The following is a 4,960-nucleotide window of genomic DNA, read 5'->3' on the forward strand; positions in this document are numbered from 1 at the left end:
CCCGGCTGGAGCAATACCGTCATCGGCGATTTGCTCAGCGAGCTGAGCCGCCTGGACGATCGAATCGCTCTGTACGACCGGTATATCGCGCAGATCGCCAGCGAAGACAGTCGCGCTCAGCAGCTGATGCGCCTGAGTGGGGTTGGCAAGACCACCGCCACCGCGATGCTGGCCATGATCGGGAACGGGCATGACTTCAAGAACGGTCGTCAGTTCGCAGCCTGGCTCGGCCTGGTGCCGAGTCAGTACAGCTCGGGTGGGAAGACACGACTCGGGCACATCACGAAGGCGGGGGATGGGTACATGCGATCGTTGCTGGTACTGGGAGCCCGATCCATGCTCAACATAGCCAAGGGCAAGACGGATGGAGTGAGCCGATGGGCCATCACGCTTGCCGAGCGTCGCGGCTACTGGCGAGCGATCGTGGCCATCGCTGCCAAGAATGCCCGCATGGCGTGGGCCGTTCTGTCTCGAGGAGAGAAGTTCGCAATGCCAGCATGACCTGGGTCGGCAGCGGCTTGAGCATTCGAACCAAACCTTCGAACCTGAATCTGCGCCAAGTTTGATTTTCACCGCCGCTTGACGGCTCATAGTGATGAAGCAAGGTTGGACCTGCGCGGGGAGTGCCTGAGTAACGCGTGGAGGCGGTAAGTGCCGTCCTCGCATAACGAATGAGGCCCTCGCGCGCGTCTTTCATCAGGGCCCGCAGCGAACGCGCTGCATGAATGGCCGTTTGTAGCGTCGCCAGTCCGCACCTTGGTTCCACGATTGCCGCGAACCGCGAAAGCAGCGGACCTTTGACTCCGTAACTCTAGTTTCTCACCGGCGCATGGTCGGGGAGCAAACGCGCTTGACTCATGGGGAAGCCCTTGTAGCTCACGCGTTACGAATGCTTCCCCCTTGCTCCCCCGTCCCCTCGGTCGCGCCCGTCCACCGGGCGAAGAACTCAGGAAAACGGCGGCCAGCTCCGGGTAGGAGGCCGATGCGTGCAGCAACCCTTTCACAAGGGGCTCGGAATCTAGGAACCCGGCATCTCTTCAACCCAACTTCATCGGAAGGAATACAGACATGACGGTCATCGACAAGGACAGGACGGCGAGCAAGGCCGCGAGCAAGCGGCAGAAGCTTGCAAAGGGCAGGGCGGCAGCAGGGCATGCAGCTGAGCAGCCGAGCGAGGCAGTGAAGGACGAAGGTGCGCTGGCGCCGGCGCCAGCGCCAGGCGAGGATGTGCTGGTGCCGCTGGACCGGCTGGAGCTCAGCGATGCCAACGTGCGGCAAGTCGCGGGCGAGCAGGGCCTCGCTGAACTGGCGGCGCTGATCGAGGCGCAGGGCCTGCTGAATCGCCTGAGCGTGGTGGCGCTGCCCGACGGGCACTTCGCGGTGGTGGCCGGCGGCCGGCGCCTGCGTGCCATGCGGCTGCTGGTCGAGCAAGGCAAATGGCACGCCTCGCAGCCGGTGGAGTGCAAGGTCCACGATCCGGCGCTGGCGCTGCAGGTGTCGCTGGCCGAGAACTCGGGCCGCGAACCGATGCACCCGGCCGACCAGATGGAGGCGTTCCGACGACTGGTCGAGCACGGCGGCCTGTCGGTGACCCAGGTGGCCGGGCGCTTCGGGGTGTCAGCGCTGACGGTGGAGCGGCGGCTCCGACTGGCGCGCCTCGCACCCCGCTTCATCGCGATGTACCGAGCGAACGAGATCGAGCCGGACCAGTTGCAGGCCCTGGCGCTGACCGAGGATCACGCGGCACAACAGGCGGTCTGGGAGAGCCTGTCCAGCTACGACCGCAGCGCCTACCGGATTCGCCAGGCCATCATGGCCGAGGCCTGCTGCGCGGACAGCAAGCTCGCACGCTTCGTCGGGCTCGACGCCTACGAGGCCGCGGGCGGCACGGTACGGCGCGACCTGTTCGCCTCGACCGAAGACCTGTGCAGCATCTTCCTGGACAACCCGACCCTGCTGCTGGGCCTCGCCATGGACAAGCTGCGCGGCGCAGCGGCGGCGGTGCAGGCCGAGGGGTGGTCCTGGGTCGACTGCGCGCTGGACACCGACAGCGCAACGCTGCGCGGCTACGGACGGGAGGCACAAGACGAGCGCGAGCCGACCGCCGAGGAGGCCCAGGTCATCGAGCAGCTGGAGGCCGAACAGCGCGCGCAGGCCCAGGCCTACGACAAGCACCAGGACGAAGGCGACCCGGATGCCGAGGACTTCGAACTGATCGAGCAACGGTTGTGCGAGGCGCTGGACTGCGTCGAAGAGAAACTCGCTGCCGTGCGCGACGGGCTGCGGCAATGGACGCCCGAGCAGATGAGGCGTGCCGGGGCGCTGGTGCGGCTCAACCATCGCGGCGAGGTCGCGATCGATCGCGGACTGGTGCGCCCCGAGGACCGCAAGGCGATGCCTTCCGCACGCGATGATGGTGCGGCTGGAACCATGCCTGATACTGCAACGCCGGCTCGCGCGGAGTTCAGCGAGAAGCTGATGCGCGACCTGACGGCGCACCGCACGGCTGCGATCCAGGCGGCGCTGATGCAGAACCCGAGGGCGGCCCTGGTGGCCCTGGTGCACCGGATGGCCGAGACGGTATTCGGCCTCTATGGGCGGGGCAACAACGTGGTCAAGGTTACCGCCAGCGTGACCGGCGATCATGCGCTGTCCGAGGACGCGAGCGACTATGCCGCCAGTCCCGCCGCCACACTGCTGGGCGAGGCCGAGTCGCATTGGGGCGACCGCCTGCCGGGTTCGCCCGAGATGCTGTTTCGCTGGCTGCTGGCGCAGCCCGACGCCACCCTGATGGAGTTGCTGGCGTATTGCACAGCCCGTAGCTTCAACGCTGTCACGGGCCGCGAGCGCAGCTTCGATCACAGCGACGCGCTGGCCGAGGCGCTCGGCATCGACATGGCCGACTGGTGGGTGCCGTCCGCCACCCACTATCTCGGCAGCGTCAGCAAGGCCAAGGCGCTGGAAGCGGTGATGGAGGCGACCGGCGCCGACTGCAGCAAGGCGGTGGCCGGCATGAAGAAGCCGCAAGCCGTCGCGTACTGCGCCAGCAAGCTGGAAGGCACGCGCTGGCTGCCCAAGCCGCTGCGCGTGCTCGCGCCGTCGGAACGGACCACCACTGACATCGACGAGTGATCGCCCTTGCGTGCCGCTGGACAGCCCGGCGGCACGCGGCACATCGATCGCCGAACTTTCCCAAGGAGATTTTTCATGAAAACCATACACAAGGTCATCATCGGCGGCACGGTCGGCGTCGTGGTGGCGGCAGTGACCCTCGTGACGGTCGGCAGGACAGCCCCTGGCGCCTTCTCAACGCTCTCCAGACCGATCACCCCGGCCTTCGCCGCGCGCTTTCAGCCGACGCCTCCAGTCATCGCGGGGATCGGGAGCACGCGCGAACTCACGCCGGTGCAGCTGGACGGCGAGCCGACGCGGGAACTGGGCGCGCCACCGCAGGCACGTGGCGAGGCCTCCGACGAGCGAGGTCATCATGCGTCCGGTAAACACGGTCGATAGCGCGGCGCCATTGCAGGCGGCGTCCGAGCCGCTGTCGCGCTTCGAGGGCCATTGCCTCGCGCGGCGCACGCGCGAATGCGAGGAGCTCCTGCAACTGGCCGTGCTCGGGGTCGAGCAGGCACGGCAACGGCACGTGCCGGACCAGGATCTCGCCGAAATCGCCGGGCATCTGTCGGAAGCGGAGAGCGGCATGTCGAACTCGCCCGCAAGCTCGCGGCGCGCTGGAGCGCTTGATGGCGACGAAGTCGTTCAAGCCGGTGACCCGTGAAAGCACGGCCATGGTGCGCGAGCGAGGACTGCGGGCCGTGATGGTGACGATCGTCGGCGGCGTGATCGAACTGCGCGCCAAGGGGCTGCGTTCACGCGAAACGGTCGACCTGGCGTGGTGCTAATACGCAGCGGTGAAGCAGCGCGTGGCGCTCGAGCGAGCAGAACGGAAGAAGACCGGGCGACGAATGCGAAGCTGAAGGGTGCGTGCCAGGATTGTGGGCCTGCCATCGAGGATGGCAGGCCTTTGCGTAGGTGGCCGCGCCGTCTGCGCCATGTGTTCGGCACACCGAACACGGGAAGGGGGTGAGGCGCCTCATCGGGTAGCGGCGCCACTCGCGCGTCGCGGCTCGGCGGCGCTGGTCGAAGACCTCAATACGAATGTTCGACATGCCGAACGCAGAGTCCTTGTGCGGTGTTGAGGGCAGGATAGACTGGCGTCAGACATTGTTTACACCCGTGGTGTCCGTGATGGCCAACGCCCCTCGATCCGTCGTGATCTCGATGCGGTTGCCTCCCGATGTGAAGGCGAGATTCGCCGAGCTGGCCGCGCGTCATCAGCTCACCGAGGCGGGCCTGCTCTCCAAACTCGTCGACGAAGTGCTGCGTTCCAACCCTCCAGGCGCAGTGACTTCGGAGCCGCCTGCCGATGTGTGCGGCGCCGAGACGGACACTGCATCCGAGGACCGCATCACGCTGCGCCTTCGTCATGGCGATCGCACGCGTGCAGCAGAGCGCGCTGGCGCGCGGGGCATGAGAACCGGCACGTACCTGGCGCTTCTCATCCACAACCACGTGTGCGCCTCGGACGTGCTGCCGCCGCGGGAGCTGGACTTGATCAAGGCGGTGGGCGCGCAGCTGGCAGCCCTGGGTCGGCAACTGCGAATGTTCGACATGCCGAACACTTTGGCCGAACCCGCAGCATCGGAGCTGCGTGATTTGCTCGCGCATGTGCGCCACGAAGTGGAATCGGCGCGCGAAGCGTCGGCGGCGGTGGTACGCCGCAACCTGATGAGCTGGGAGGTGCGTCATGCCTAAGCGGATGGTGAGATCGCGCCCATTGGGTGGCGGCGATCGCGACATGGCACTGGACATCGTGAGCCATGGCCGGCGCGGTCCCGGCGGTGCGCTGCGCTTTGGTCCGGAGCAGATCCAGCAGATCAAGCGCACGGTCAGTCGC

The 4,960-nt window shown here is 66.9% G+C and carries 6 protein-coding genes; all 6 read left to right on the top strand.

The features are described 5' to 3' along the window. A partial coding sequence (locus ABEA07_RS15360; RefSeq protein ID WP_345538902.1) for an IS110 family RNA-guided transposase occupies nucleotides 1–501 on the top strand: 501 nt, incomplete at its 5' end. Between the two features lie 567 nt (nucleotides 502–1,068). Beyond that, nucleotides 1,069–3,132: a ParB/RepB/Spo0J family partition protein gene (locus ABEA07_RS15365; RefSeq protein WP_345538903.1), complete on the top strand. Its 2,064-nt coding sequence runs from the start codon at nucleotides 1,069–1,071 to the stop codon at nucleotides 3,130–3,132. Between the two features lie 75 nt (nucleotides 3,133–3,207). Further along, on the top strand, nucleotides 3,208–3,513 hold the full coding sequence (locus tag ABEA07_RS15370; RefSeq protein ID WP_345538905.1) for a hypothetical protein: 306 nt from the start codon (nucleotides 3,208–3,210) through the stop codon (nucleotides 3,511–3,513). Further along, complete coding sequence (locus ABEA07_RS15375; protein ID WP_345538907.1) at nucleotides 3,488–3,781, top strand: hypothetical protein; 294 nt, start codon at nucleotides 3,488–3,490, stop codon at nucleotides 3,779–3,781. The genes ABEA07_RS15370 and ABEA07_RS15375 overlap by 26 nt, the downstream gene beginning before the upstream one ends. After that, nucleotides 3,747–3,905, top strand: a complete 159-nt coding sequence (locus ABEA07_RS15380) for a hypothetical protein (RefSeq protein ID WP_345538908.1) — start codon at nucleotides 3,747–3,749, stop codon at nucleotides 3,903–3,905. Before ABEA07_RS15375 ends, ABEA07_RS15380 begins: the two co-directional genes overlap by 35 nt. Nucleotides 3,906–4,161: 256 nt before the next feature. Further along, complete coding sequence (locus ABEA07_RS15385; protein WP_345538909.1) at nucleotides 4,162–4,818, top strand: hypothetical protein; 657 nt, start codon at nucleotides 4,162–4,164, stop codon at nucleotides 4,816–4,818. Nucleotides 4,819–4,960: the final 142 nt, after the last annotated feature.

Origin of the sequence: Variovorax defluvii (assembly GCF_039541515.1) — a bacterium.
Taxonomy (GTDB): domain Bacteria; phylum Pseudomonadota; class Gammaproteobacteria; order Burkholderiales; family Burkholderiaceae_C; genus Variovorax; species Variovorax defluvii.

Bases quoted from the DNA above. Each gene is read 5' to 3' on its own strand.
- ABEA07_RS15365 (WP_345538903.1), top strand. From the start codon at position 1,069: ATGACGGTCATCGACAAGGACAGGACGGCGAGCAAGGCCGCGAGCAAG.
- ABEA07_RS15370 (WP_345538905.1), top strand. From the start codon at position 3,208: ATGAAAACCATACACAAGGTCATCATCGGCGGCACGGTCGGCGTCGTG.
- ABEA07_RS15375 (WP_345538907.1), top strand. From the start codon at position 3,488: ATGCGTCCGGTAAACACGGTCGATAGCGCGGCGCCATTGCAGGCGGCG.
- ABEA07_RS15380 (WP_345538908.1), top strand. From the start codon at position 3,747: ATGGCGACGAAGTCGTTCAAGCCGGTGACCCGTGAAAGCACGGCCATG.
- ABEA07_RS15385 (WP_345538909.1), top strand. From the start codon at position 4,162: ATGTTCGACATGCCGAACGCAGAGTCCTTGTGCGGTGTTGAGGGCAGG.